Source organism: Methylobacterium sp. AC832 (assembly GCF_979256025.1).
This window is the reverse complement of record NZ_CEEDMV010000002.1, coordinates 385,513-410,021: the sequence shown is the minus strand read 5'-3', so window position 1 is coordinate 410,021 and position 24,509 is coordinate 385,513. Positions and strand designations below refer to the sequence as shown.

At 68.3% G+C, this 24,509-nt stretch carries 24 protein-coding genes and 1 pseudogene; 20 read left to right on the top strand and 5 right to left on the bottom strand.

What is annotated here, in order from left to right; genetic code table 11:
• Positions 1-219 (top strand): annotated as a pseudogene (locus AC0IXR_RS09130) (FAD-dependent oxidoreductase); the annotation flags it as partial.
• Positions 220-233: 14 nt separating this feature from the next.
• Here AC0IXR_RS09130 and AC0IXR_RS09125 read toward each other — a convergent pair.
• Positions 234-1,499 (bottom strand): cytochrome P450, encoded by a 1,266-nt coding sequence (locus tag AC0IXR_RS09125; RefSeq protein WP_471760476.1) that lies wholly within the window; start codon positions 1,497-1,499, stop codon positions 234-236.
• 276 nt (positions 1,500-1,775) lie between these two features.
• Here AC0IXR_RS09125 and AC0IXR_RS09120 point away from each other — a divergent pair, with 276 nt between their 5' ends.
• The 5 genes from AC0IXR_RS09120 (at position 1,776) to AC0IXR_RS09100 (ending at position 5,585) form a co-directional block, all read left to right on the top strand.
• Complete coding sequence (locus AC0IXR_RS09120; protein WP_471760475.1) at positions 1,776-2,039, top strand: con-10 family general stress protein; 264 nt, start codon at positions 1,776-1,778, stop codon at positions 2,037-2,039.
• Positions 2,040-2,196: 157 nt separating this feature from the next.
• Entirely contained in the window at positions 2,197-3,726 is a 1,530-nt protein-coding gene (locus AC0IXR_RS09115; protein ID WP_471760474.1) for a phytoene desaturase, read from the top strand.
• Positions 3,707-4,810: a phytoene/squalene synthase family protein gene (locus AC0IXR_RS09110; RefSeq protein ID WP_471760473.1), complete on the top strand. Its 1,104-nt coding sequence runs from the start codon at positions 3,707-3,709 to the stop codon at positions 4,808-4,810. The genes AC0IXR_RS09115 and AC0IXR_RS09110 overlap by 20 nt, the downstream gene beginning before the upstream one ends.
• Positions 4,807-4,959, top strand: a complete 153-nt coding sequence (locus AC0IXR_RS09105) for a hypothetical protein (protein WP_311273839.1) — start codon at positions 4,807-4,809, stop codon at positions 4,957-4,959. The genes AC0IXR_RS09110 and AC0IXR_RS09105 overlap by 4 nt, the downstream gene beginning before the upstream one ends.
• 410 nt (positions 4,960-5,369) lie before the next feature.
• Positions 5,370-5,585, top strand: coding sequence for a hypothetical protein (locus AC0IXR_RS09100; RefSeq protein WP_471760472.1), 216 nt, complete (start codon positions 5,370-5,372; stop codon positions 5,583-5,585).
• A 234-nt stretch (positions 5,586-5,819) separates the two neighbouring features.
• Here AC0IXR_RS09100 and AC0IXR_RS09095 read toward each other — a convergent pair whose 3' ends face one another.
• Positions 5,820-6,698 (bottom strand): SDR family oxidoreductase, encoded by an 879-nt coding sequence (locus AC0IXR_RS09095; RefSeq protein ID WP_471760471.1) that lies wholly within the window; start codon positions 6,696-6,698, stop codon positions 5,820-5,822.
• 76 nt (positions 6,699-6,774) lie between these two features.
• On the opposite strand from AC0IXR_RS09095, the gene AC0IXR_RS09090 reads away from it, so the two are divergent.
• Positions 6,775-7,215: a winged helix-turn-helix transcriptional regulator gene (locus AC0IXR_RS09090; RefSeq protein ID WP_471760469.1), complete on the top strand. Its 441-nt coding sequence runs from the start codon at positions 6,775-6,777 to the stop codon at positions 7,213-7,215.
• Between the two features lie 85 nt (positions 7,216-7,300).
• On the opposite strand, the gene AC0IXR_RS09085 is transcribed toward AC0IXR_RS09090, so the two are convergent.
• The gene (locus AC0IXR_RS09085; protein ID WP_471760468.1) at positions 7,301-8,269 is read right to left on the bottom strand and encodes an IS110 family RNA-guided transposase; all 969 of its coding nucleotides are present in this window, start codon (positions 8,267-8,269) and stop codon (positions 7,301-7,303) included.
• An 844-nt stretch (positions 8,270-9,113) separates the two neighbouring features.
• Between AC0IXR_RS09085 and AC0IXR_RS09080 the strand changes: the two genes are divergently transcribed.
• Positions 9,114-10,055: a hypothetical protein gene (locus AC0IXR_RS09080; RefSeq protein ID WP_471760467.1), complete on the top strand. Its 942-nt coding sequence runs from the start codon at positions 9,114-9,116 to the stop codon at positions 10,053-10,055.
• Between the two features lie 400 nt (positions 10,056-10,455).
• On the opposite strand, the gene AC0IXR_RS09075 is transcribed toward AC0IXR_RS09080, so the two are convergent.
• Together AC0IXR_RS09075 and crtD are read right to left on the bottom strand one after the other, a co-directional pair.
• On the bottom strand, positions 10,456-11,355 hold the full coding sequence (locus tag AC0IXR_RS09075; RefSeq protein ID WP_471760466.1) for a carotenoid 1,2-hydratase: 900 nt from the start codon (positions 11,353-11,355) through the stop codon (positions 10,456-10,458).
• Positions 11,313-12,863, bottom strand: coding sequence for a 1-hydroxycarotenoid 3,4-desaturase CrtD (crtD, locus tag AC0IXR_RS09070; protein WP_471760465.1), 1,551 nt, complete (start codon positions 12,861-12,863; stop codon positions 11,313-11,315). The genes AC0IXR_RS09075 and crtD overlap by 43 nt, the downstream gene beginning before the upstream one ends.
• 86 nt (positions 12,864-12,949) lie before the next feature.
• Between crtD and AC0IXR_RS09065 the strand changes: the two genes are divergently transcribed.
• The 12 genes from AC0IXR_RS09065 to pufC all read left to right on the top strand — a co-directional run bounded on the left by AC0IXR_RS09065 (position 12,950) and on the right by pufC (position 24,489).
• Positions 12,950-13,819 (top strand): polyprenyl synthetase family protein, encoded by an 870-nt coding sequence (locus AC0IXR_RS09065; protein ID WP_056425336.1) that lies wholly within the window; start codon positions 12,950-12,952, stop codon positions 13,817-13,819.
• A gap of 235 nt (positions 13,820-14,054) precedes the next feature.
• On the top strand, positions 14,055-15,209 hold the full coding sequence (locus tag AC0IXR_RS09060) for a methyltransferase (protein WP_471760464.1): 1,155 nt from the start codon (positions 14,055-14,057) through the stop codon (positions 15,207-15,209).
• 100 nt (positions 15,210-15,309) lie between these two features.
• Positions 15,310-16,245: a chlorophyll synthesis pathway protein BchC gene (gene bchC, locus AC0IXR_RS09055; protein WP_471760463.1), complete on the top strand. Its 936-nt coding sequence runs from the start codon at positions 15,310-15,312 to the stop codon at positions 16,243-16,245.
• A complete protein-coding gene (locus tag AC0IXR_RS09050; RefSeq protein ID WP_461233800.1) occupies positions 16,242-17,228 on the top strand; it encodes a chlorophyllide a reductase iron protein subunit X in 987 nt (328 codons plus the stop codon). The genes bchC and AC0IXR_RS09050 overlap by 4 nt, the downstream gene beginning before the upstream one ends.
• Positions 17,229-17,233: 5 nt before the next feature.
• Positions 17,234-18,811, top strand: a complete 1,578-nt coding sequence (bchY, locus tag AC0IXR_RS09045) for a chlorophyllide a reductase subunit Y (RefSeq protein ID WP_471760462.1) — start codon at positions 17,234-17,236, stop codon at positions 18,809-18,811.
• Positions 18,811-20,277 carry a chlorophyllide a reductase subunit Z gene (gene bchZ / locus AC0IXR_RS09040; protein WP_471760461.1) on the top strand — a complete coding sequence of 489 codons (1,467 nt, stop codon included), beginning with the start codon at positions 18,811-18,813 and terminating at the stop codon, positions 20,275-20,277. The genes bchY and bchZ overlap by 1 nt, the downstream gene beginning before the upstream one ends.
• A gap of 122 nt (positions 20,278-20,399) precedes the next feature.
• The gene (locus AC0IXR_RS09035; protein ID WP_405030537.1) at positions 20,400-20,651 is read left to right on the top strand and encodes a hypothetical protein; all 252 of its coding nucleotides are present in this window, start codon (positions 20,400-20,402) and stop codon (positions 20,649-20,651) included.
• A gap of 170 nt (positions 20,652-20,821) precedes the next feature.
• Positions 20,822-21,049 (top strand): light-harvesting antenna LH1, beta subunit, encoded by a 228-nt coding sequence (pufB, locus tag AC0IXR_RS09030; protein WP_018043292.1) that lies wholly within the window; start codon positions 20,822-20,824, stop codon positions 21,047-21,049.
• A gap of 14 nt (positions 21,050-21,063) precedes the next feature.
• The gene (pufA, locus tag AC0IXR_RS09025) at positions 21,064-21,252 is read left to right on the top strand and encodes a light-harvesting antenna LH1, alpha subunit (protein ID WP_018043293.1); all 189 of its coding nucleotides are present in this window, start codon (positions 21,064-21,066) and stop codon (positions 21,250-21,252) included.
• Between the two features lie 270 nt (positions 21,253-21,522).
• Entirely contained in the window at positions 21,523-22,347 is an 825-nt protein-coding gene (gene pufL / locus AC0IXR_RS09020; RefSeq protein WP_471760460.1) for a photosynthetic reaction center subunit L, read from the top strand.
• A gap of 73 nt (positions 22,348-22,420) precedes the next feature.
• Positions 22,421-23,398, top strand: a complete 978-nt coding sequence (gene pufM / locus AC0IXR_RS09015) for a photosynthetic reaction center subunit M (RefSeq protein WP_056425355.1) — start codon at positions 22,421-22,423, stop codon at positions 23,396-23,398.
• The gene (pufC, locus tag AC0IXR_RS09010) at positions 23,395-24,489 is read left to right on the top strand and encodes a photosynthetic reaction center cytochrome PufC (protein WP_471760459.1); all 1,095 of its coding nucleotides are present in this window, start codon (positions 23,395-23,397) and stop codon (positions 24,487-24,489) included. The genes pufM and pufC overlap by 4 nt, the downstream gene beginning before the upstream one ends.
• Positions 24,490-24,509 lie beyond the last annotated feature (20 nt).

Sequence of the window (24,509 nt, the reverse complement as noted above, 5' to 3'; positions counted from 1 at the left end):
TTGACACTCAGCGATGTGCCGACCTCCTCGTCCCGGCCGGCCGGTCGCCCCCATGCGGCGGTGATCGGCAGCGGCTTCGGGGGGCTCGCCGCCGCCATCCGCCTCGGGGCGCGGGGCTACCGGGTCACAGTGCTGGAGCGGCTGGACCAGCCCGGCGGGCGGGCGCGGGTGCATCGCCGGGACGGTCCCACCCTCGCCACCGCACCGTTCCTCTTCGAAGCCCCCCCGCATCCTCAAACAGCCCGCACCCCACGCAAAACACATCCGCTCCGGGGGCGGGCGGGGATGTAGGCGAGGTCGAGGGTGAGGTCCTGAGGGGGGAGCTCGTAGCGCATCGACGTCGCCAGGAGGTGGGCGGCGGTGACCAGCAGGGTCTGCGTGAGGCCCTCGCCGGGGCAGCGGTGTCCGTCCGTGGCCGAGCCGCCGCCATGGGAGATCAGGTCGAACGGATCGATGGTCTCGGTGCGGAACCGGTCCGGGTCGAAGCGGTCCGGCGCGTGCCAGCGGCCCGGATCGTGGTTGGTGCCATAGAGGTCCATGAGCGCCCAATCGCCGGTCTCGAACGCATGGCCCCGCCACTCGAACGGCTCGCGGACCCGCCCGCCGATGAAGGGGATGAAGGGATAGGCGCGGCGCACCTCCCAGGCGAAACGCTGGCGCGTGTCCTCGTCCGCCGCGCGGAGGGCCTCGGCCCAATGCGGGTTCTCGTGGAGCGCCATGGCGGCGAACACGACGTAGCGCGCATTCGCCACCGTGGGGCGCAGCAGGTTGATGAGCTCCACGCCGGCCGTCTTTACATCGAGCAGGCGGCCCTCGGCGTCGCGATGGGTGGCGACGGTCCGGGCGGGTCCGGGCGGTGCGTCGCTTCGGCCGCTGCGGATCTCCTCGATCCGTGCCCGCGCCCAGCGTTCGGTGCGGGCGCGGAGGAGATGCCCCCGCCAATTGCGCGGGCCGACGGCGCCCGTGCCGTCGACCATGGCGGCGAACTCGGCCGTCCGCGCATCGACCTCGTCCGGGGCCAGCGGAAGACCGACCCAGTCGCACACCGCCTGCGTGATGACGCGGTGCGCCTCGTCGAGGAGCACCACGCTCTCCCTCGCTGCCCAGCGCGGCACGGCCCGGCGCCAGTGTTCGGTGAACAGGTCGGCGAAGCGCCGGAGGGCGTCCTCCCCCACCAGCGACAGGAACATCGCCTTGCGGTGGCGATGGGCCTCGCCGTCCATCACCATCACGCTGCCATGGTCCTGGATCAGCGCGAAGGTGGTGGGCGGCAGCGCGTGGCGGCGGGTGAAGCGGTAATGGTCGTAGAAGCGTGACGCCGCCTCCCGGCCGGACAGGCAGACCACCGGACTGAGCATCAGCCGCGCCGCGAACAGCTCCGATCCGTGGCGTCGGCAGCGGTTCGGGATGAAGGCATAGCCCTCCGCGAGCAGCGACAGGGTGCTGTCCGGCGCACGCTCCCGGGGAATCGCCGAGCGGTTTCGCCTGTGTCCGTTCATGGCCGACCTTTCTCGAAAACCTCGCGGAATGCCTCGTCCGAGCCGGGTCAACCTCCGCGAGACCGCGCGGTTCACCCTCCGCCTTCAACCAAACGTAGAGCCCAGCCAGGCTATAGTGACCCTTTCTCGAAACAAACATAGGCATAAGCCAGGTTAAAAACCTGGGTTAAACCGGAGACTATCCTTGTATAATGGCTTTTTAATCCCGCCTTCCTCGGAACCATGCTTTCGGTTGCTGGTTGATCGGGTCCACTCCCCAACGTAACGGAGGACAGCATGTCTCAATCCAACGACACGCAGGGCAAGTCGGAGCATCGCGGCGGTTCGGGCAACTTCGCCGAGGATCGTGAGCGCGCCTCGGAGGCCGGCTCGAAGGGCGGTCAGGCCAGCGGCGGCAACTTCGCCAACGCCCCCCAGCGCGCCTCGGAAGCCGGCTCGAAGGGCGGCCAGCAGAGCGGTGGCAACTTCGCCAACGACCCTCAGCGCGCTTCGGAAGCGGGCAAGAAGGGCGGCGAAGCGAGCCACGGCGGCCGCGGCTAGGACGCACGCGACGCGTCGTGGGACCGGGGGGCGATGCCCCTCGGTCCCCGCGCGTGTGTCATCCGACAGCCGCCGGCACCTTTCCGTCGCGGGCGATCACGCTGCGCCGGTGAATCAGCGCTTGCGTCGGTGATTTTTCGGCTGATAGTGTCACCTTATGTTGACACTCAGCGATGTGCCGATGTCCTCGACCCGGCCGGCCAGACGCCCCCATGCGGTGGTGATCGGCAGCGGCTTCGGAGGGCTCGCCGCTGCCATCCGCCTCGGGGCGCGGGGCTACCGGGTCACGGTGCTGGAGCGGCTGGACCAGCCCGGCGGGCGGGCGCGGGTGCATCGCCAGGACGGGTTCACCTTCGATGCCGGGCCGACCATCGTCACCGCGCCGTTCCTGTTCGAGGAACTCTGGACCCTGTGCGGGCGGCGCATGGAGGACGATGTCGTCCTCGCGCCGATGCTGCCCTTCTACCGCATCCGCTTCGAGGACGGCGCGACCTTCGATTACAGCGGCGATCTCGACGCCATGCGCGCCGAGGTCGCGCGGTTCTCGCCCGGGGATGTCGCCGGCTACGAGCGCTTCATGGAGCGCTCGCGGGCGATCTGCGAGGTCGGGTTCGAGCGGCTCGGCCACGTGCCGTTCGGCTCGGTGGCCGACATGCTGCGGATCATGCCCGATCTGGTGCGTCTCGGCGGACACCGCAGCGTCTACGACGTGGTGGCGAGCCACATCCGCGACGAGCGCCTGCGGACGATCTTCAGCTTCCACCCGCTCCTCATCGGCGGCAGCCCGTTCCGGGCGAGCGCGATCTACTGCCTCATCGCCCATCTCGAACGGCGCTGGGGCGTGCATTTCGCGCTGGGCGGCACCGGTCGCCTGGTGGACGGGCTCGCCGGGCTGATCCGGGGGCAGGGCGGGTCGCTCCGCTGCGGCGCGGAGGTCTCGCGCATCCTGGTGGAGAACGGGGCCGCCACCGGCGTCGCCCTCACCTCGGGCGAGCGCATCGCCGCCGACATCGTCGTCTCCAACGCCGATTCCGCCTTCACCCACCGCACCCTCCTGCCCGAGGGCGTGCGGCGGCGCTGGACCGACCGCCGGCTCGACCGGTCGCATTCCTCCATGGGCCTGTTCGTCTGGTATTTCGGCACGAACCGGACCTTCCCGGACATCGCCCACCACACCATCCTGATGGGGCCGCGCTATCGCGGGCTCATCGACGACATCTTCCGGCGGAAGGTCCTATCGAAGGATTTCAGCCTCTACCTGCACCGCCCCACCGCCACCGATCCGCTCCTGGCGCCGCCGGGCTGCGATGCGTTCTACGTGCTCTCCCCGGTGCCCAACCTCGCCGGCGGCCAGGATTGGGCGGTGGAGGCGGAGCCCTATCGCCGCGCCATCGAGCAGCATCTCGAGGCCACCGTGATGCCGGGCCTGTCGGAGAGCATCGTCACCTCGAAGGTGACGCATCCGGGGGATTTCGCGGCGGATTTCCTGAGCTTTCGCGGCTCGGGCTTCGGCCTCGAACCGGTGCTGACCCAGTCCGCCTGGTTCCGGCCGCACAACGCCTCCGAGGACGTGGCGCGGCTCTACCTCGTGGGAGCCGGCACCCATCCCGGCGCCGGCCTGCCCGGCGTCCTTTCCTCCGCCCGAATTCTCGATACCGTGGTGCCGGATGCGCGCGTCTTCGCCTGACTTGTCTCGGCTTGACTATTCCCGGCCACCCCTCTGGGCGATCCCCCATGCGGATGCGGCCGACCACGCCGCCTGCCGGGCGGCGATCCGCACCGGGTCGCGCAGCTTCTTTGCCGCCTCCGCCCTGCTGCCGCCCTCCATCCGCCGGCCGGCCTACGGGCTCTACGCCTTCTGCCGCCTCTCCGACGACGCAGTGGACGACGTGGACGAGAGCGGGCGCCGCCCCGCCGTGGCGCGGCTGCGGATGCGCCTCGACCGGGCCTGCGAGGGCCGCCCCTGCGACGCCCCGGCGGACCGGGCGCTGGCCGACATCGTCTCCGACCACGCCATCCCCCAGGCGCTGCCCGCCGCTTTGATCGAGGGCCTCGCCTGGGATGCGGGCGGCCGCCGCTACGAGACGCTTGGCGACCTCACCGCCTATGCGGCGAGGGTCGCCGCGTCGGTGGGCGCGTTGATGACCCTGGTGATGGGCGTGCGCGACCCCGACGTGCTGGCCCGCGCCTGCGACCTCGGCATCGCCATGCAATTCACCAACATCGCCCGCGATGTCGGCGAGGATGCGCGGGCCGGCCGGCTCTACCTGCCGCGATCCTGGCTGAGGGAGGCGGGGATCGACCCGGACGCGTTCCTGCGCGCCCCCGCCTTCACGCCCGCCCTCGGCGGGATCATAGCGCGCCTGCTCGCGGCGGCGGAGCTCCTCTATGCGCGCTCGGAATCCGGCATTGCCGGCCTGCCTCCCGCCTGCCGCCCGGCGATCCGCGCGGCGCGGCTGATCTATGCCGAGATCGGCCGCGAGGTGGAGCGGGCCGGCTACGATTCGGTCTCCCGCCGCGCCCGCGTGGACGGGCGCCGGAAACTCACGCTCCTCGCCCGCGCCCTGGTCTCGACGGACGACAGGGCGGCCATACGCGAAAAACCCCTGCCGGAGATCCTGTTCCTGATCGAGGCGGTGGCCGCACTTCCGTCGATGGCGCCCCGGATTCCGCCCTGGTGGAACGTGCCGGCGCAGGTGGCGCAGGTGCTCGACCTGGTGGAGACCCTGCGCGAGCGTGAGGCGCTCGGCCGCGCGCCCGCCCCCTCGTGAGCGACCGGCTCTTCGCCGCCTTCGACATCGGCCTCGTCTTCGCCCTCGCGCTGGGGCTGGCCCTGTGGCAGCTCATCGTCGTCCGGCGCAGCATCCGCAAAGACCGGGACGACGCCGCCCGCCGCCCCCCGGACGATCCCGCCGGCTGACCGCGTTCCTCTCCCCTTTGGGGCTACCGGATTCACACATCCGCTCGACGGCCGTTCGCTCTCTCCAAGAGGTTTCGACTCGAGGCGCGACGGGCTCCCTCTCTTGGAAGGAGAGGGCTATCGCATATGCCAATTTGCTTGTCGGAAACCCGCTGGCACCACCCCGTCATCCCGGGTCCGCGCAGCGGAGCCCGGGATCCAGAAACACAAATGGTGCAGGACTTTACACTGTCAGCGGCTCTGGATTGCACGCCTCTGGCGCGGCCCTCCGGGTCCGGGCTCGCCTGTGGCGACCCGGAATGACGGCGTGGTGTCATATGCGATCGCCTTGCCTTCCAGGAGAGGGCACCCGCGCTTGCGAGAGACCAAATCAATCGACCGCATGGATCGTCCGGAGACGGCATGATCCGATGCGCCAGCCTCACCCGAGCGCGGCGGCGATGCTGGCGGAGAGCGGCGTCGTCGGGCGGCTGAGCCGCGACGGCCTCCCTCTCCTGGAAGGAGAGGGCTGGGGTGAGGTGTGGTCCCTCTCCGGAAAGCTCACACACCTCACCCTGTCCCTCTCCTTCCCGGAGAGGGGACCCGCGCTTGCAGGCGACCACATGGATCGTCCGGAGATGGTCTGATCCGAGGCTTGAGCCTCACCCCAGCGCGGCGGCGATGCTGGACGATAACGCCGTCGTCGGGCGGCTGAGCCGCGACGGCCTCCCTCTCCTGGAAGGAGAGAGCTGGGGTGAGGTGTGGTCCCTCTCCGGAAAGCTCACACACCTCACCCTGTCCCTCTCCTTCCAGGAGAGGGACCCGCGCCGACCCGAGACCGCGTGGATCGTCCGGAGATGGCATGATCCGAGGCTTAAGCCTTACCCGAGCGCGGCGGCGATGCTGCTGGACAATGGCGTCGTCGGGCGGCCGATGAGCGTCGAGAGTTGGCGGCCCTCGTCGAACAGGGCGCCGTGCGCGGCATCCACATCCCACGCGGCGAGCCCCTCGGCCAGGACGTCCGGCAGGCCGAAGCTCTTGAGCAGCGCCGCATAGTCCGCCTGCGGCAGGTCCCTGTAGGGGATGTCGCGGCCCGTCTGGCGCGAGAGTTCGGCGGCGAGATCGGCCAAGGTGTAGGCCTCGTCCCCCGCCAGTTCGTAGGTCCGCCCCTCATGGCCGTCGCCGGTCAGCACGAGGGCGGCGGCTTCGGCGAAGTCGGCCCGCGCGGCCGAGGCGATCCGGCCACCACCGGCGCTGCCGAGGAAGGCGCCGCCGGCGAGCGCGCCGGGGATCGAGGCGGTGTAGTTCTCGGTGTACCAGCCGTTCCGCAGGATCGTCGCCGGCAGGTTTGAGCCCGCAATGGCGGCCTCCGTGGCGCGGTGCTCCCCGGCGAGGCTGAGCGGCGAGGTGTCGGCATGCAGGAGGCTGGTATAGACGAGCCGGCCGATCCCGGCCGCTTTCGCCGCCGCGATGACGGTCTCGTGCTGGGCGACGCGCTGGCCGATTTCGCTCGATGAGATCAGCAGCAGGCGCTCGATGCTCCGGAAGGCGTCGGCCAGGGTTTCGGGCCGCGCGTAATCGGCCACCCGCACTGCGACGCCCCGGTCTCGCAGGGCCTGGGCGGCCTCGCTCTCCAGGGATCGCACACCCGCCACGACGGCGCCGGTCGGCACCCGCTCCAGCAAAGCCGCGATGACGAGGCGCCCCAATTGACCGGAGGCGCCGGTGACGAAGACGGTCGCGTTGGTGTGCTCGGGCATCGCAGAGTTCCCTATGGTTCACTTTCGGTACAAGGGAACTAAGTGAGACCGCATCGGCTGTGAAGGAGGCAGGATTTTGGGACAAGGTGACGCCGAGGGAACCGCCCCCGCACCGGCTCAGGCCGAATTGGCGCGGACCTTCGCGGGCTGGCGGACGAGGGCGTTCGAGGCCTCCCGTTGCCCCGTCCGCAACGTGCTGGACCGGACCGGCGACAAGTGGTCGATCCTGATCCTCACCGCGCTGGCCAGCGGCCCGCACCGGTTCAGCGCGATCCTCCGGCTGATCCCCGACCTCTCGAAACGCATGCTGACCCAGACCCTGCGCGACCTCGAACGCGACGGCTACATCGCCCGCACGGTCTACCCGACCAAGCCGCCCAGCGTGGAGTATCGCCTGACCGATCTCGGCGGCACGCTCATGGAGCCCCTGGCGGCGCTCGTCCGCTGGGCGGAGCGGAGCCACCCGGAGATCGAAGCGGCGCGGGTGCGGTTCGATGGGGGTAGGTTGGGGGAGTAGAGTGGGGTTGGCCGGAACGGCGCGTATCTCGGCGGCTCGGTTCTCCCTCAGAGCCTGTTTGATGTCTTTTTTCCAAGACCTTACCTCATCCTGAGCAACCATTAGTCTTTTGCCATGGCGTGTCTCTGGCGAGGACGGTGTTTGCGTAAGTGAGGAGCTTTCTGGCGCAGGCGACGAGACTTTTCTGGTGGGATTTTCCGGCGTCCTTGAGGCGTTTGTAGAGTCGGACGAGGGCGTCGTTCCATCGGAAGGCGGCGGGCAGGGCTGCGGCGTAGAGGGCGGTTCGAACGGTGGCGCGTCCTCCCGCGATGCGGCGCTGGCCCTGATGTCGGCCGGAGCTGTGATCGAAGGGGGCGAGACCGGCGAGGCTTGCGGCCTGCTCGCGGGAGAGGTCTCCGAGTTCGGGCATGCGCACGATGAGGGTGAGGGCGGTGCGCGGCCCGATGCCGGGAACGCTGAGGACGAGGTCGAGGCGTCGGGCGAGATCGTCATGGGCGCGCAGAGCGGTGACGAGGGCCTTGATCCGCGCCGCGCGCTCGGCCTTGAGACGCTGGATCTCGGCGGCGATGTGCTCGCGGATGCGCGGGTCTTGATAGGCCTCCCGCCGTGTCTTGAGGCGGACGACGTCCTCGTCGATCTGCTCGACGAGGCGCAGGGGCTCGGCCAGGGCGACCAGGCGCGGATCGTGGGCTGGCCTGCCGGGTCCGTGAGCCGCCGTGCAGGCGGCGATCAGTCCGGCATCGATGGCGTCGGTCTTGGCCCGGCGCAGGCGAAAGGTCGCGTAGGCGCGGACCTGCCGGGGCTGGAACAGGACCACGTCGAGGCCCGCCTCGCGCAGGGCAGCGGTAGCCCTGCGCTCATAGCCGCCGGAGGCTTCGAGGCCGACCCGGCCGATCCCGAGACGGATCAGCACCGCGACGAGTTCGGCCCGCCCCTCCCCGGTGTTGGGCAGGCGCCAACGCTCGTCGCATCCGTCGACGGCAAGGTCGAGCCAATCCTTGCCGACATCGATCCCGGCTACGGCCGGACCGGTCTTCGTGCTACTGTGTGTCATCTTCGTCGACCCTGCCTTGCAAGCGAACCACGACGTTCAGGCAACCATCCGGGTCCGATGAAGAGGCCGACCGCGATCTTGCTCAGGAGCAGCCAAAAGGCTCAGGCGCCAACGATCCGACGGCCGACCGCCCCACTCCGGACGGCCATCCGGGGTGGGGCATTCCTCACGGAACACGGCGACCATAATCCAAGTCGCTATTGCAAGGTGCCGCGGAGCGGCCTCGAAGGAGGGCTCCAGGGATCGCGCGACCACTGGAGGGCTCCTTCGAGGCCCTTTGCTTGAGCAAAGGGCACCTCAGGATGAGGAGATCTGATTGGATCATCTATTTTGGCATGACAATCCGATTATAAATCCGCTTAAATAGGCTTTATCGGCAACAAATAGGCCCACCTAAAGGCCAACGAAGGCCTCCAACGCCAAGTCATCGTTACCCTACTCCAGAGCGATGGCCGCCCTGATTACGATCGTTGCCGAGCGCAACGCCGAGAGCGTTACCCTGGCCGAACGGCACATCCCAGAAGACACCCAAGATCTATAATCTTATTCAGCATTTCATCCGAAAGGGCTCAAAGCAAGGTCCGGCTCTTTAAGGGGCGGGGAAGATCCGACAGAGTACGGTTCCGATGCTATCGCATGGCACACTGGTGAATTGGGTAGACAGCGGTAGACGTCTAACGGATGGACCCCCTACTCTGGGTCGGCTTCCGACGCTTCTCGGAAGTTCGTAGGGTCTGCTCCGAGATAAGCCCACCGACCGCTGGCGCACAGGTCTGACACGAGATACGGGCTTTTCTCGAGCGTATATGCAATGATCTTGAACCAGACGCATCGGAGATTTGGCATGGATGATATGCCTAAAGTACTTGGTAATATTGTGGAAGAAATGAAGGCCATCAGCCCTCTCTTCGTGGGCTTAATCGACGAAGCGGACGCTCATTTAGCGTTGCTGTCGGAACAGGCCTTGACCGGTGAGGCCTATGCGCGGAGACAGCTACCAATTCAGATTACATCGGAAGCGTCGAAGAAAATTCTTCAATTTCTTGGTAATAATTTATTTTACCTCGAAACAGTTAGTATACTTGGAATAACGCGATATATTTTTGAGCTTCATGTTTGGCTAAAATCGATTGAAAAACATAGGCTTCGTTCAATCGAATTTTTCGTCCAGATTTATGAAGATCAGGAAAAACACATTAAAAGTTACATTAAGCGACTCAACGCTGAAGCCGATTTATTCGATGTGCTTCATGAAGAAGATGGGCTGCCAGATATATTAATCCAACTGGCGCAATCTGACCCCAAGCAATTAACTGCAGACTTCGTTCGTGCCGAGATTGCAAAAAAAGAGACCGCTGTCGATCTGAAGGCACGACGTAAATTTGCGCTCTACCGGCGGGCCGCGACCACCAATGGCTATGGCTTTCAGGCGGAGCTCATACGCAACAAAGCGGTAAAAAAAGCACAAGATCAGTTGGATCAAGTTATTGCAAGCAGGGCAGTTTTCGAAGCACGAATAACCAAGCCGATCCTCGATTTAGAGACGCTGAGCGCCAAAGGGAAGCGCAAACGATGGAATTGGCGGGACGAGGCAGAGCACGTCAGCATGACAGAGGCGTATGATTTTATCTATGGCTATACAAGCCGCCTCCTACACGCCACCCCAACCTCTTTCTTCACAGCAAAGAAAAACCTCGAAATGGAAGAAATGGAGACCTTCCTTGAGTTTTGTTACGTGACGATGCTTGATCTTGTTGAGATAGCGACGAACCTCCGGCGGGGTTGAGATGACCGGCTGGCGCAATGCGGGCTCTCCTAAGCAGCCTTCACACCAATGGCTACGAAGGAGAACGTCGGCTCCGGAAATGGCTGTCGAACCAGATAAAAAGCCAACGTGGGTGCAGAGCTGAATGTCCGCTTACGGGCAATGAGCTCATCTCTGCTTCCCGCCCGATACAGACGTTTCGGGGCGGGTACCAAGCGTCAGATTTTCACCACGAGCCATCAAGAGATGGGTTTGCCGCAATGAGCAATGCGGACATCACTCAACTCGATCTTTCTGTTTCATGGCTACCCTCGCGGTTTCGAAGCGAACATTTGCATTCCGTAGGTTCGAAAATCGATCCCGCTGAAGAGTGAGTTTCGCATTTTGAGGCCACCCCGACGCAGAAGCGTCACAGCCCCCATCACCCGGCCCGGCGCGGCATCCGGAACGGCAGCATGAACTGCACCAGCGGGTTGGCGAAGCGGGTGAGGGACAGGCTTTCGTGGACCGGGCGCACGGGCTCGCCGTCGAGGGTCGAGGCGAGGAGCGAGCGGGCGTAGAACGGCGTGTCCTCGAAGGTGCGGACCACCGTGGAGGCCCCGTCGTCGCTCCGCGTGGCGCGGGGCATGCGCCAGAACCGCGTCGGCGGCAAAGCGGCGGGGAGCGGCGGGCGGATGTCGCGGCGGGTGCCGTCGGCGGCAAAGCGCAGAGAGAGGTTCTGGAGGCTGCCGTCGCGGCGGCGCACGTCGTAGAGGATCGCCGACCCGTCCTTGAGGTCGGCCCGGCACCAGGTCCAGTCGCGAAAATCCTGGCCCAAGGCGGTGTCGCCGTGATTGGTGTCGAAATAGGCGGTGCCGCGCCAGGACAGGCTCGGGGCGTCGAGGGTCACCTCCACGGGGGAGGAGGGCGCCATCGGCCACCAGCGGTGCCGGCCCTCCGCGTCGAGGGTGAAGGTGTCCCGCGTGAAGCCGTTGGGGCGCAGGCGGATCGTGCCGCGCACCCGCGAGGGGATCGGCGCCGTCACCTCGTCGAGGGTGAGGGTGAGGGTGGTGCCGTCCCAGGCGAGACCGCTCGGGCCGATCCGGATCTGCGACGCGTCCCGGCTCAGGGCATCCCGGCCGCGCTCGGTCATGCAGAAGCGGTTGGCGCGCTCGCCGTAGAGCACGACGTTCAGGGTGCAGTGGTTGAACGGGTCGCGGCTGAGGTCCAGGGCGTAATAGGGCGAGAACACGCTGCCGATGAAGGCGATGATCGTGAGCCCCTGGCGCCCATCCTCGCTCAGGGCGTCGACATACCACCAGACGTAACCGCCTTGGGCCACCGGCGTGTCGAAGCGCGGCCCGTCTGGGCGAGATCGGCCAGCAGGCTGTCCGCCGCGATCCGCCCCGATTGCGCCGCCATCGGCACCCCCGGCCCCGGATGGACGCTGCCCCCCGCGAGATACAGCCCCGGCAGCGCCGTCCTGGCGCCCGGACGCTTGAACGAGGCCATCCAGCCGTGCGAGGCCCGGCCGTAGAGGGCGCCCCCCGTCGCCGGAAACAGCCGCTCGAACCCCGCCGGATCGGTGGTCGCCGTCGCGGGCGTCGCCTCGATCGTCAGCCCGCATTCCGTCAGCTTGCGACGCAGATTGGTCTCGCATGTGGCGATCTCCGTGGGAGCGAGGGGGCGTTCCCGGCCGAGAGCCGGGGCGTTGACGAGGCAGAGCAGGCGCTCGGGTCGGTCGAGGGCCGAATCGTCGTCGGCGCGGTCCTGCGCGCAGACATAGATCGTGGGATCGTCGGGGAGCCGGCCGGCGCGGAGCTCCGCGAATTCGTTCGCGTAATCGCCCGAGAAGAACACGTTGTGCCGCACCAGCGGGAAGCCCGAAATCCGGGCCCTGGCGCAGAGCGTCACCGCCGAGAGGGAGCGGGCTTTCGGCGGCACCGCCTCCACCGCCCGCGCCGCGCGCACGCCGAACAGGCCCGCGCCGAGCGCCGCCGCATCGGCATTGGCCACCACGAGATCGGCCGCGATCCGCTCGCCATCGGCGAGGTCGACACCGACGATGCCGCGCCCGTTCTCCTCCGCGATGGCGGCCACCTCGGCGCGATAGCGGATACGGGCGCCGTTCTCCTGCGCCAATTCGGCGATGATGGCGGCGAGGCGGCTGAGACCGCCCTCCACGTGCCAGACGCCCTGGCTCTCCACATGCGCCACCAGCATCAGCGTCGCCGGGGCCTCGAAGGGGGAGGAGCCGCAATAGGTGGCATAGCGCCCGAACAGCTGGCGCAGGCGGGGATCGCGAAAGTACTCGCCGAGCGCCCCCCACAGGGTGGTGAAGGGCTGGATCCGCAGCAACCCGCCGAGGCCCGACAGGCCGACGCGGCGGCCGAGATCGACCGGGCTCGGCCGCTCGCCCCGGATGAACGGCCCCTCCAGCGTGCCGTAGACCTCCGCCGCGCGGGCGCGAAAGCGGCGGTAGCCGTCCTCCTCGCGGGGGCCGGCAAAGGCCCGGATCGCCGCCGCCGATTCCTCGGGATCGGCGAACAGATCGAGGCGCTGGTCCGCCCCCCAGGCATGACGGGCGAGGATGGAGGCCGGGCTCAGCCTCACGCGATCCGACAGGTCGGCGCCGCATTCCGAAAAGATCTCCTCGAAGACCCAGCGCATGGTGAAGACGGTGGGGCCGGCCTCCACCCGCGCCCCGTCCGCCGCGACGCTGCGCATCTTGCCACCGGGCGCGGCCGCGCGCTCCAGCACGGTGACGTCGAGCCCCGCATGAGCGAGACGCAGGGCCGCCACCAGCCCGCCGATTCCCGCTCCGATCACCGCAACCCGCTGCGCCGCCATTGTGTCACCTGTTTCTGCCTTGACGAGTGTCAATAATATCTGACACTTTGCAATGGCAATACGAAAAGACACCAGGGAGTGGCGCCATGGATGCCAACCGTCGGATCGAGCAGGCTCTCGACGCTGCCGTCGCCCATGCGGAGGCGCCCGGCGCGCCGCCGCTCCTGGCGGAAGCCATCCGCTACGCGGTCTTTCCCGGCGGCCACCGCATCCGCCCGCGCCTCTGCCTTTCGGTGGCGAAAGCCTGCGGCGACGACGATCCGGCGGCCTCCGACGCGGCGGCGGCGGCGATCGAACTCCTCCACTGCGCCTCCCTGGTCCATGACGACCTGCCCTGTTTCGACGATGCGCCGATGCGGCGGCAGAAACCCTCGGTCCATGCCGCCTTCGGCGAGCCCCTGGCGGTGCTGACCGGGGATGCGCTCATCGTCTCCGCTTTCGAGACCCTGGCGCGGGGCGCGGCGCGCTCGCCGGCCCGGCTCGCCGCCCTCGTCGGCCTCGTCGCCCGCGCGGCCGGTTCGCCCAATGGCATCGCCGCCGGGCAGGCCTGGGAATCGGAGCGCCATGTGGGGCTCACCGAGTACCAGCAGGCCAAGACCGGCGCGCTGTTCGCGGCGGCCACCGTCACCGGCGCGGCGGCGGCGGGCGCGCAGGCGCTGCCGTGGCGGCTGCTGGGGGAATGCCTCGGCGAGGCCTATCAGGTCGCCGACGACCTGCGCGATGTCGCCTGCCGCCAGGAAGAGGTCGGCAAGCCGGTGGGCCGCGACGCCACGTTGGGCCGGCCCAACGCCGCCGCCCTGCTCGGCATGGCCGGGGCGCTCTCGCGGCTCAAGCGCCTCGTGCGGGAAGCCGTGGAGGTGATCCCGGCCTGCCCCGGCGCCGATCAACTCCGCGCCGAGATCGAGGCGCAGACGCGCCTGTTCCTGCCGGCGAGCCTGGCGCGGGAATTGGCGTGAGCGGGGCAGACCCGTGTCGTTCACTGATAACGCATCGCGTGAAAGGCCAGCCGCGAATCCTCCCCCCTTTGCGGGGGAGGGTGGCCCTCGCGTCAGCGAGGGTCGGGAGAGGGGAGCGCCGTCTCCGGAAAGGTCGCCCCCTCTCCTGGTCGCTCCGCGACCACCCTCCCCCACACCAAGTCGGGCCTGCCCGACTTGGTCAGTCAGAGACGGATCTCGGGCAAGCCCGAGATCCGTGGGGGGAGGGCGACAGCGCGCCCTGCCTTGGCGCGAGCGCTGGCTCGCCTTCCGCAACCGCACCATCGCCAATCCGGCCTTCCAGCGCTGGGCCGCCGCCTTCCCCCTCACGCGGGGAATCGCGCGGCGGAACACCCGCGCGTTGTTCGATCTCTGCGCCGGCTTCGTCTATTCGCAGACCCTGTTCGCCTGCATCAGGCTCGACCTGTTCGCCATCCTCGCCCCCGGCCCGCTCGGGCTCGAGGCCCTGGCCGAGCGGACCTGCCTGAGGCCGGAACGGGCGCTGCGCCTGCTGGACGCCGCCGCCTCGCTCGACCTGCTGCGGCGCCTGCCCGACGGGCGCTTCGCCCTGGCCGATCTCGGCGCGGCGCTGATCGGCAATCCGTCCATCGCCGCGATGATCGAGCACCATGCGCTCCTCTACGAGGATCTGCGCGACCCGGTGGCGCTCCTGCGCGGGGAGGGGGGCACGAGCCGCCTCGCCGCCTACTGGCCCTATGCGGGCGCGGCCGGCGACACGGCGTTCCCGGCCGAGTCGGTGGCGGACTACTCGGCCCTCATGGCCGCCTCCCAATCCCTCATCGCCGAGGACATCCTCGATGCCTATCCGATGCACCGGCACCGCCTGCTGATGGATGTGGGGGGCGGCGAGGGGGCCTTCCTCCGCGCGGTCATGCGGGCGACGCCCGATCTCGCCGTCCGGCTGTTCGACCTGCCGGCGGTGGCCGCCCGCGCCACGGAGCGTTTCGCGGCCGAGGGCCTGTCCCACCGCGCCGAGGCCTGCGGCGGCAATTTCCGCACCGCGCCCCTGCCGAAGGGTGCCGATGCCATCTCCCTCGTCCGGGTCGTCCACGACCATGACGACGACACCGTCCGCCTGCTCCTGCGCGCCGCCTACGACGCGCTCGGCGATGGCGGCACGCTCCTGATCGCCGAGCCGATGGCCGGGACGGCGGGGGCCGAGCCGGTCACCGACGCCTATTTCGGCTTCTACCTGCTGGCGATGGGAAGCGGCCGCTGCCGCCGCCCCGCCGAGCTGACCGCGCTCCTCCAGGAGGCCGGATTTCGCGAGTGCCGCGAGATCCCGACACGGCGCCCGCTCCTGACCCGCCTGCTGGTGTCCAGACGAATTGACACGCCGCATCGTAAGTAAGACTTGACGAATAAAAGTGTCAATCTAGGATGACACATCGAACAAGGGCCGAACCCGTCTCCATCGGGTCGAGGCAAAAGACAGGGGAGGGTCGACCACGATGCACGCGCTCGCCGTCCTCTTCGAACGCCCCGAACAGCTGTCGCTCGCCGAACTCGCCCTCGATGCTCCGGGCCCGGCCGACGCGGTGGTCGAGACCCTGTGGAGCGGCATCAGCACCGGCACCGAGCGCCTGCTCTGGACGGGCCGGATGCCACCCTTCCCGGGCATGGGCTATCCGCTGGTCCCCGGCTACGAATCGGTGGGCGAGGTGGTGGAAGCCGGCCCCGCCTCCGGCCTCGCCGTCGGGCAGCGGGTCTTCGTGCCCGGCGCCCGCTGCTTCGGCCCGGTGCGCGGCCTGTTCGGCGGCGCGGCCTCGCGCTTGGTGAGCGACGGCGCGCGCCTCGTTCCCATCGATGCGGATCTGCGCGAGCACGGCATCCTGATCGCCCTCGCGGCCACCGCCTACCATGCACTCCACGCGCGTCCCGAAGGCCGCTCGCTCATCGTCGGCCACGGGGTGCTCGGGCGGCTTCTCGCCCGCCTGACACGGATCGCCGGCGGCGAGCCTGTGGTGTGGGAAACGAACGCGGTGCGGGCCACGGGCGCGCAGGGCTACGAGGTCCTGCATCCGGATTCGGACGAGACCCGCGATTACGGCTCCATCACCGATGTCAGCGGCGACGCCGCGATCCTCGACACGCTGATCGGGCGGCTCAGGCCCGGCGGCGAGATCGTGCTCGCCGGTTTCTACGAGGCGCCGCTCTCCTTCGCCTTCCCGCCCGCCTTCCTGCGCGAGGCCCGCATCCGCGTCGCCGCCCAGTGGCGGCCGGACGATCTCGCCGCGGTCCTGACCCTGATCGAGAGGGGGCGTCTCTCCCTCGACGGCCTGATCACCCATCGTGAACCGGCGGCGCACGCGCCGTCCGCCTATCGCACGGCGTTCGGCGAGCCCGAATGCCTGAAGATGATCCTCGATTGGAGAGCCGCTTCATGAACATGCAGCTGAACGGAGCCGCACTCCTGCGCGCCGAAGCCGCCATCGAGCCGGATGCGGCCCCCGTCTCCGCCACCAAGGAGACGCAGATCATCGCGATCTACGGCAAGGGCGGCATCGGCAAGTCGTTCACGCTGGCCAATCTCAGCTACATGATGGCCCAGCAGGGCAAGAAGGTCCTGCTCATCGGCTGCGACCCGAAGAGCGACACCACCTCGCTCCTGTTCGGCGGCCGCGCCTGCCCGACCATCATCGAGACCTCGACGAAGAAGAAGCTCGCCGGCGAGCAGGTCGCCATCGGCGATGTCTGCTTCAAGCGCGACGGCGTCTACGCCATGGAGCTCGGCGGGCCGGAAGTCGGGCGCGGCTGCGGCGGACGCGGCATTATCCACGGTTTCGAACTGCTGGAGAAGCTCGGCTTCCACGAATGGGGCTTTGACTACGTCCTGCTCGACTTCCTCGGCGACGTGGTCTGCGGCGGCTTCGGCCTGCCGATCGCCCGCGACATGTGCCAGAAGGTCATCGTCGTCGGCTCGAACGATCTTCAATCGTTGTATGTCGCCAACAACGTCTGCTCGGCGGTGGAATACTTCCGCAAGCTCGGCGGCAACGTGGGTGTGGGCGGCCTCGTCATCAACAAGGACGACGGCACCGGCGAGGCCCAGGCCTTCGCCGCCGCCGTGGGTATCCCGGTCCTGGCCTCGATCCCGGCCGATGACGACATCCGCAAGAAGAGCGCGAATTACGAGATCATCGGCCGGCCCGAGAGCCGATGGGGCTCGCTCTTCGCGGATCTGGCCCAGAACGTCCACGACGCCGCGGCCAACCACCCGACGCCGCTCTCCCAGGACGGGCTGCTCGGCCTGTTCAAGGGCGAGGCCGTGGGCCGGGGCGTCACCCTGGTCCCCGCCACCTTCGAGGATATGTGCGGCACGGTTCAGGTCGTGAAGCCGTCCCTCGAAGTCGTCTACGACGAGGTCTGACGCGCATGGCCGTCTCCCTCGACATCTCTGATCTACGTGCGCGTCAAGAGCGCCCCGCCTCGACCCTGGCTCCCGCCGCACTGCCCGCGGAGGCGGTGAACCTCGCCGCCACCCAGTCCGACGGGCTCGGCTGCCATTCCGGCAAGGACGCGATGCGGGCGGCCGCCGAAGCCGCCGGAATGTCGGAGACGCTGGCGCAACTTAGAAAAGACTACCCGCAGGGGCCGCACGACCAGCCCCAGAGCATGTGCCCGGCCTTCGGCTCCTTGCGCGTCGGCCTGCGCATGCGCCGCACGGCGACGATCCTGTCGGGCTCGGCCTGCTGCGTCTACGGGCTCACCTTCACGTCGCATTTCTACGGGGCCAAGCGCAGCGTCGGATACGTACCGTTCAATTCCGAGACCCTGGTCACCGGCAAGCTGTTCGAGGATATCCGCGAGGCGGTGTTCGAGACGGCGAGACCCGCCGATTACGACGCAATCGTCGTCATCAACCTCTGCGTCCCCACCGCCTCCGGCGTTCCGCTGCGGCTCCTGCCGAAGGAGATCGACGGGGTCCGCATCATCGGCATCGACGTGCCGGGCTTCGGCGTGCCGACCCATGCGGAGGCCAAGGACGTGCTCGCCGGGGCGATGCTGAAATTCGCCCGCTCCGAGGCCGAGCAGGGTCCGGTCCAGGCCCCGCGCCTCGGCCGCTCCGAGCGCCCCAGCGTGACGCTGCTCGGCGAGATGTTCCCGGCCGACCCGGTGGTGATCGGCGGCCTGCTGGAGCCGCTGGGCCTCAGCGCCGGCCCGGTGGTGCCGACCCGCGAATGGCGCGAACTCTATGCGGCGCTCGACTGCGCGGCGGTGGCGGCGATCCACCCGTTCTACACCGCCTCGATCCGCGAATTCGAACTCGCCGGCCGCCCCATCGTCGGCTCCGCCCCCGTGGGCCATGACGGCACGGCCGATTGGCTCGACAGGATCGGCGAGGCCTGCGCCGTGCCGCGCGCCATTGTGGAGGCCGCCAAGAACCGGCTCCTCCCGATGATCCGGGGGGCGCTCGCCGCCGCGCCGATCAAGGGCCGGATCACGCTGTCGGGCTACGAGGGGTCTGAACTGCTGGTGGGCCGGCTCCTCGTCGAGAGCGGCGCGGACCTGCGCTACGTCGGCACCGCCTGCCCGCGCACGCCCTATTCGGAGGCCGACCGCGACTGGCTGGAATCACGCGGCGTCATGGTGCGCTTCCGCGCCTCGCTGGAGGACGACCTCTCCGCCATGCGCGAGTTCCGCCCGGACCTCGCCATCGGCACCACGCCGGTGGTGCAGGCCGCCAAGGAGCGGGCGATCCCCGCCCTCTACTTCACCAACCTGATCTCGGCCCGCCCGCTCATGGGCGTCGCCGGCGCCGGGTCGCTCGCCAAGGTCATCAACACGGCGCTCGGCAACCGGCACCGGTTCGACGCCATGCGGGACTTCTTCGACGGGGTCGGCGAGGGCCATGCCGCCGGCATCTGGGAAGAGGTGCCGACAATCCGCCAGAACGTCGCCTCGGCGACGCGCGGAAAACCCTCCCATAACCCGATCGGGGAGATGGCCTGATGCTCGTCCTCGATCACGACCGGGCCGGCGGCTACTGGGGTGCCGTCTACGTCTTCACCGCCATCAAGGGCTTGCAGGTCGTCATCGACGGACCCGTCGGCTGCGAGAACCTGCCGGTCACCTCGGTGCTCCACTACACCGACGCGCTGCCGCCGCACGAATTGCCCATCGTGGTCACCGGGCTGGCCGAGGAAGAGCTCGGCCGCCACGGCACCGAGGCCGCGATGAAGCGGGCCCATGCCACCCTCGATCCGGGCATGCCGAGCGTGGTCGTCACCGGCTCCATCGCCGAGATGATCGGCGGCGGCGTGACCCCGGAGGGCACCAACCTGCAGCGCTTCCTGCCGCGCACCATCGACGAGGACCAGTGGCAGACCGCCGACCGGGCGATGTCCTGGCTCTGGCAGGAATACGGCGCCCGGAAATTCGCCAAGAAGGGCATCCCGGCAAGGCCTCCCCGCAAGGAGGGCGAGCGCCCCCGCGTCAACATCATCGGCCCGGCCTACGGCACCTTCAACATGCCCTCGGATCTGGCCGAGATCCGCCGCCTCGTGGAGGGGATCGGGGCCGAGGTGAACCTCGCCTTTCCGCTCGGCTCGCATCTCGCCGACGTGCCGAAACTCGTGAACGCGGACGCCAATATCTGCCTCTACCGCGAGTTCGGCCGCCTGCTCTGCGAAGCCCTGGAGCGGCCCTACCTGCAGGCGCCGATCGGGCTTCACGCCACCACCCGGTTCCTGCGCAAGCTCGGCGAGATCCTCGGCCTCGATCCGGAGCCCTTCATCGAGCGCGAGCGCCACACCACGATCAAGCCGGTCTGGGACCTGTGGCGCTCCGTGACCCAGGACTTCTTCGGCACCGCGAGCTTCGGCATCGTCGCCTCCGACACCTATGCGCGGGGCGTGCGGCGTTTCCTCGAAGACGAGATGGGCCTGCCCTGCACCTTCGCGATCTCGCGCCGGCCCGGCGCCAAGACCGACAACGCGGCGGTGCGGGACGCGATCAAGGCCAACCCGCCCCTCGTCCTGTTCGGCTCGTTCAACGAGCGCATGTACGCGGCCGAATGCGGATCGCGGGCGGTGTTCGTGCCGGCCTCTTTTCCGGGCGCCATCATCCGCCGCCATACCGGCACGCCGTTCATGGGCTTCTCGGGCGCGACCTACCTCATCCAGGAGGTCTGCAACGCCCTGTTCGACATGCTCTTCCACATCCTGCCGCTCGCCCGCGACATGGACCGGGTCGAGGCGACGCCGGCGCGGATCCATCGCGAACTGCCCTGGGACGAGGCCGCCCGCACCCTCCTCGACGACCTCGTCGAGGCCCATCCGGTGCTGGTGCGGATCTCGGTGGCCAAGCGCCTGCGCGACGCGGCCGAACGGGCGACCCGGAATGCCGGCCAGGACCGCGTCGGCCCGGCCGAGGTCGAGCGCGCGCATGCGGACCTCACCCTCGGAGCGGCGGCATGAGCGCCCCCGCCCCACACCCTCTTTCCGGCTGGAGCGGCGCGGCGCCGTTTCCGTCGAGGACCGGCCTTCTCGCGAGGCCGACCGCCGCGGATCGCGGACAGGAGATTTCCGCCATGCAGTCGATGACCATGCCGTCCCGCCAGTCCCTTTCGCGTCCCGCCCCGTCGCGTCCGATGACGCGCCTGCAGCGGCACGCGCTGCAGTTCCGCCTCCTCCTGGTGGCGACCTATCCGTTCTTCCTCGCGGCGGCGGCGCTCCAGCGCCTCGTCCCGGCCCGGGCTCCGGTGGGCCACGGGCTCATCGCCCGGCGCTCGGTCTTCGGCGAGGCCAAGGCCATGGCCGAGTCGGCGATCCCCTTCGTCTTCATGGGCTGACGCTTTCCGGGGCCGGATCGCCCCGGGCCGATGCCCGTCCGATCCGGAACCCGAACGACCTCCCGTCCGACGAGGGGGGAACGACCGTCGCGAGCGCCGCTGCCGGCCCCCGCGACCTCACCCGCCGCGCGTGGAGCACGCCCGGCCAGACGAAAGCGGAGGCTCACATCATGTCCAGCGGAATCGAGAAGGCGAGCAGCCTGTCCGGGCTGACCGAACCCGAAGCCAAGGAGTTCCACGCGATCTTCCTGACGAGCTTCATCATCTTCACGGCCATCGCCGTGGTCGCGCATATCCTCGTCTGGATGTGGCGCCCGTGGCTGCCCGGCCCCAAGGGCTACGCCGCCCTCGACACCGTCACGAGCGCCGCGCACGGCCTCGTCTCGATGATCTCCTGAGGAGGAACGCACCCATGCACAAGGTCTGGCTTCTCTTCGATCCGCGCCGCACGCTGGTGGCGCTCTTCACCTTCCTGTTCATCCTGGCGCTGCTGATCCACTTCATCCTGCTCAGCACCGACCGGTTCAACTGGCTGGAAGGCCCCAAGGCCCCGCGCGCCGCCAATGCGCAGACGCTGGTCCTGCCGACGATGCCCGCCTGACGGGGCGGGCCGGGATCACCCTCCTCCCCCTCCGGTCTCGGGCTCGCCCGAGACCCGCATGTCAGGTGCCCATATCGGGCAAGCCCGAGATGGGTGCGGGGAGGATTTGGAGGTGGGGGTGGTCGGGCGACCCTCCTACTGCGGAGGCAAGCGGCGCCACCCCCACTCCTGACCTCTCCCCGCAAGGGGGAGAGGGACGCGCTCTGCCGATAAGAGCGGATGCGCCCATCCATCAAGAATCGTGACCTGTGAAGCCGGGAGGTATTCGCGATGGCGATGCTGAATTTCGAACGAAAATATCGCGTCCGCGGCGGCACGTTGCTCGGTGGAGACCTGTTCGATTTCTGGGTCGGGCCGTTCTATGTCGGGTTCTTCGGCGTCACGACGTTGTTCTTCTCGGTGCTCGGCACCGCGCTGATCGTCTACGGCGCGGCGCTCGGGCCGACCTGGAACATCTGGCAGATCAACATCGCGCCGCCCGACCTGAAATACGGGCTGGCGCTCGCCCCCCTCAAGGAGGGTGGCCTCTGGCAGATCATCACCTTCTGCGCCATCGGGTCGTTCGTCTCCTGGGCCCTGCGCGAGGTCGAGATCTGCCGCAAGCTCGGCATCGGCTACCACGTGCCCTTCGCCTTCTCGGTGGCGATCTTCGCCTATGTCTCGCTGGTGGTGATCCGGCCGTTCCTGATGGGCGCCTGGGGCCACGGCTTCCCCTACGGCATCCTCTCCCATCTCGATTGGGTTTCGAACACCGGCTACCAGTACCTGCACTTCCACTACAATCCGGCGCACATGCTGGCGGTGTCGTTCTTCTTCACGACGACCTTCGCCCTGTCCCTGCACGGCGCCCTGATCCTCTCCGCCACCAATCCGGGCAAGGGCCAGGTGGTGAAGACCCCCGAGCACGAGGACACCTTCTTCCGCGACACGATCGGCTACTCGATCGGCACGCTGGGCATCCACCGGCTCGGCCTGTTCCTCGCCCTCTCGGCGGGCTTCTGGAGCGCCGTCTGCATCATCATCAGCGGCCCGTTCTGGACCCGTGGCTGGCCGGAATGGTGGGGCTGGTGGCTCAATCTCCCGGTCTGGCGCTGACGAGCGCCGCAGAGTTCACGACGCGAAACCGGTGACCAATCCTGCGAAACCTGCTGAGCGGGGCACGACGACCATGGCCTACTATCAAAACATCTTCACCGAGGTCCAAGTCCGCTCCACCATTCCGGAACTCGGCGTTCCCGTCGATGTCGACCGGCGCTGGGGCACGCCGTTCCACAGCTACCTGTTCGGCCTGTTCGGCAACGCCCAGGTCGGCCCGATCTATATCGGCTATCTCGGCGCCCTCTCGGGCGTGTGCTTCCTCATCGCCTTCGAGATCGTCGGCCTCAACATGTGGGCCTCGGTGAACTGGGACCCGGTCCAGTTCGTGCGCCAGTTGCCCTGGCTCGCCCTGGAGCCGCCGCGACCGCAATACGGGCTCAAGATCCTGCCGCCGCTGCAGGAGGGCGGATGGTGGCTGATCGCCGGCTTCTTCCTCACCGCCTCGATCCTGCTGTGGTGGGTGCGGCTCTATCGCCGTGCCCGGGCGCTCGGGCTCGGCACCCACGTGCCCTGGGCCTTCGCCTCCGCGATCTGGCTGTTCCTGGTCCTCGGCTTCATCCGGCCGATCCTGATGGGGTCGTGGAGCGAGGCGGTGCCCTTCGGCATCTTCCCGCATCTCGACTGGACCGCCGCCTTCTCGCTCCGCTACGGCAACCTCTTCTACAACCCGTTCCACATGCTCTCGATCGTCTTCCTCTACGGGTCGACGCTGCTCTTCGCGATGCATGGCGCCACCATCCTGGCGGTGAGCCGCTTCGGCGGCGAGCGCGAGATCGACCAGATCGTCGATCGCGGCACCGCCACCGAGCGCGCCGCCCTGTTCTGGCGCTGGACCATGGGCTTCAACGCCACCATGGAATCGGTCCACCGCTGGGCCTGGTGGTTCGCGGTGCTGACCACCCTCACCGGCGGCATCGGCATCCTGCTCACCGGCACGGTGGTCGACAATTGGTATCTCTGGGCGGTCAAGCACGGCGTCGCCCCGTCCTATCCGCAAGTCTATGCGCCGGTCGTCGATCCCTTGAGCATGCCGGGGGCGGTCCCATGAAGACGTTTTTCACTGTCCTCGCTGGCTCGATCGCCTTCTTCCTCACCATCGCGATGTTCGGTCTGACCGACTGGGACCGGCCGCCCCTGGCGGTTCAGCAGAGCGGCTTTCGCGGCACGGCGATGGACCAGATCCATACCCGCGCCGGGGCGGCCGAGACGAAGGCGGCCAATGTCGCGCCGGCGCCGGCCGACCCGGCCGAGCCCGGCGAGGAACTCGCCGGCGCCACCTACGAGAACGTCCAGGTCCTCAAGAACGTCAGCGTCAACGAGTTCAACCGCCTGATGGTCTCGATGACCGAATGGGTCAGCCCCGAACAGGGCTGCACCTACTGCCACAACACCGAGAACATGGCCGACGACAGCCTCTACCAGAAGAAGGTCGCCCGCCGGATGCTGCAGATGACCCAGCACATCAACGAAAGCTGGAAGGACAACCATGTGGGCGGCACCGGCGTCACCTGCTTCACCTGCCACCGCGGCCAGCCGGTGCCGGCCCATGTCTGGTTCACCGATCCCGGCCCGAACCGCCCCGGCGGCTTCATCGCCCGCAACAACGGGCAGAACCTGGCCAAGGCCTCGGTGGGCCTCGCCTCGCTGCCCTACGACACGCTGACCGAGTACCTCGCCGACAAGACCATCGACAACAACGCCATCCGGGTGAACGCCACCACGGCGCTTCCCACCACCAAGGGCAAGCCGATCCAGGACGCCGAGAAGACCTACGGCCTGATGATCCACATGTCGGAGGGTCTCGGGGTCAATTGCACCTTCTGCCACAACTCAAGGGCGATCTCGAACTGGTCGCAGAGCACGCCCCAGCGCACCACCGCCTGGCACGGCATCCGCATGGTGCGGGACATCAACGGCAATTACCTCGAGCCGCTGACCTCGACCTTCCCCACCGCCCGCCTCGGGGAACTCGGCGACGTGCCGAAGGTGAATTGCACCACCTGCCACAACGGCCAGAGCAAGCCCCTCAACGGCGCTCAGGTCATCGGGCCCTATCCCGAACTGGCGAAGTCGACCGAGACGGCGAGCGCGGCGGACCCTGCACCGGCAGACCCTGCGCCGACCCCAGCGCCACAATAGGGATCGGCGCGCATTCCCTC

Bases quoted from the DNA above. Each gene is read 5' to 3' on its own strand.
- AC0IXR_RS09125 (WP_471760476.1), bottom strand. From the start codon at position 1,499: ATGAACGGACACAGGCGAAACCGCTCGGCGATTCCCCGGGAGCGTGCG.
- AC0IXR_RS09120 (WP_471760475.1), top strand. From the start codon at position 1,776: ATGTCTCAATCCAACGACACGCAGGGCAAGTCGGAGCATCGCGGCGGT.
- AC0IXR_RS09115 (WP_471760474.1), top strand. From the start codon at position 2,197: ATGTTGACACTCAGCGATGTGCCGATGTCCTCGACCCGGCCGGCCAGA.
- AC0IXR_RS09110 (WP_471760473.1), top strand. From the start codon at position 3,707: ATGCGCGCGTCTTCGCCTGACTTGTCTCGGCTTGACTATTCCCGGCCA.
- AC0IXR_RS09100 (WP_471760472.1), top strand. From the start codon at position 5,370: ATGCGCCAGCCTCACCCGAGCGCGGCGGCGATGCTGGCGGAGAGCGGC.
- AC0IXR_RS09095 (WP_471760471.1), bottom strand. From the start codon at position 6,698: ATGCCCGAGCACACCAACGCGACCGTCTTCGTCACCGGCGCCTCCGGT.
- AC0IXR_RS09085 (WP_471760468.1), bottom strand. From the start codon at position 8,269: ATGACACACAGTAGCACGAAGACCGGTCCGGCCGTAGCCGGGATCGAT.
- AC0IXR_RS09080 (WP_471760467.1), top strand. From the start codon at position 9,114: ATGGATGATATGCCTAAAGTACTTGGTAATATTGTGGAAGAAATGAAG.
- crtD (WP_471760465.1), bottom strand. From the start codon at position 12,863: ATGGCGGCGCAGCGGGTTGCGGTGATCGGAGCGGGAATCGGCGGGCTG.
- AC0IXR_RS09065 (WP_056425336.1), top strand. From the start codon at position 12,950: ATGGATGCCAACCGTCGGATCGAGCAGGCTCTCGACGCTGCCGTCGCC.
- bchC (WP_471760463.1), top strand. From the start codon at position 15,310: ATGCACGCGCTCGCCGTCCTCTTCGAACGCCCCGAACAGCTGTCGCTC.
- AC0IXR_RS09050 (WP_461233800.1), top strand. From the start codon at position 16,242: ATGAACATGCAGCTGAACGGAGCCGCACTCCTGCGCGCCGAAGCCGCC.
- bchY (WP_471760462.1), top strand. From the start codon at position 17,234: ATGGCCGTCTCCCTCGACATCTCTGATCTACGTGCGCGTCAAGAGCGC.
- bchZ (WP_471760461.1), top strand. From the start codon at position 18,811: ATGCTCGTCCTCGATCACGACCGGGCCGGCGGCTACTGGGGTGCCGTC.
- AC0IXR_RS09035 (WP_405030537.1), top strand. From the start codon at position 20,400: ATGACCATGCCGTCCCGCCAGTCCCTTTCGCGTCCCGCCCCGTCGCGT.
- pufB (WP_018043292.1), top strand. From the start codon at position 20,822: ATGTCCAGCGGAATCGAGAAGGCGAGCAGCCTGTCCGGGCTGACCGAA.
- pufA (WP_018043293.1), top strand. From the start codon at position 21,064: ATGCACAAGGTCTGGCTTCTCTTCGATCCGCGCCGCACGCTGGTGGCG.
- pufL (WP_471760460.1), top strand. From the start codon at position 21,523: ATGGCGATGCTGAATTTCGAACGAAAATATCGCGTCCGCGGCGGCACG.
- pufM (WP_056425355.1), top strand. From the start codon at position 22,421: ATGGCCTACTATCAAAACATCTTCACCGAGGTCCAAGTCCGCTCCACC.
- pufC (WP_471760459.1), top strand. From the start codon at position 23,395: ATGAAGACGTTTTTCACTGTCCTCGCTGGCTCGATCGCCTTCTTCCTC.